The following is a 918-nucleotide window of genomic DNA, read 5'->3' on the forward strand; positions in this document are numbered from 1 at the left end:
AGGTGTGGCTCTTCTTCTCGCCGCGGTGCCGATCCCCGCGCTCGTCGTAGCCGAAGCCGCCGTCGTCGTCGCGCGCGGGCGGCAGCATGGTCGTCTGCGCCGCAGCGTCCTGCGACCGGAGCATGGCCGTCGGCTGGTCGTCGCCGTAGCCGACGGCGCCGAGCGCGGCCGTGGCCGCCACCGGCTGCCCGTCGAGGGCCGCCTCGATGTCGGCGCGCATCTCGTCGGCCGACTGGTAGCGGTAGTCCGGGTCCTTCACCAGCGCCCGCAACACGATCGCGTCCATCTCGGGCGTGATCTCGGGGTCGTACGCGCTGGGCGGCTGCGGCTCCTCGCGCACGTGCTGGTAGGCGACGGCCACCGGCGAGTCGCCGACGAACGGGGGCCGCACCGTCAGCAGTTCGTACAGCAGGCAGCCGGTCGAGTAGAGGTCGCTGCGCGCGTCCACCTGCTCGCCCTTGGCCTGCTCGGGCGAGAGGTACTGGGCGGTGCCGATGACGGCGGCGGTCTGCGTCATCGTCATGCCGGACTCGCCCATCGCGCGCGCGATGCCGAAGTCCATCACCTTGACCTGGCCGGTGCGCGTCAGCATGACGTTGGCCGGCTTGATGTCGCGGTGGACGATCTGGTTGCGGTGCGAGTACTCCAGGGCCTGCAGGATGCCGACGGTCATCTCCATCGACCGCTCGGGCAGCAACTTCCGCCCGGAGTGGAGCAGTTCGCGAAGGGTCGAGCCGTCGACGTACTCCATCACGATGTAGGGGATCGAGACGCCGTCGACGTAGTCCTCGCCGGTGTCGTACACCGCGACGATCGCGGGATGGTTGAGCGAGGCGGCCGACTGGGCCTCACGGCGGAACCGGGCCTGGAACGACGGGTCGCGCGCGAGGTCGACCCGTAGCGTCTTCACAGCGCAGG

1 protein-coding gene is annotated in these 918 nt (G+C 70.6%); it reads right to left on the bottom strand.

What is annotated here, in order from left to right:
• Positions 1 to 918, bottom strand: a 918-nt coding sequence (locus tag KUM32_RS36190; protein ID WP_217146141.1) for a protein kinase, incomplete at both ends; no start/stop codon positions are given.

The sequence above is a fragment of the Streptomyces sp. AC627_RSS907 genome, from assembly GCF_019049165.1.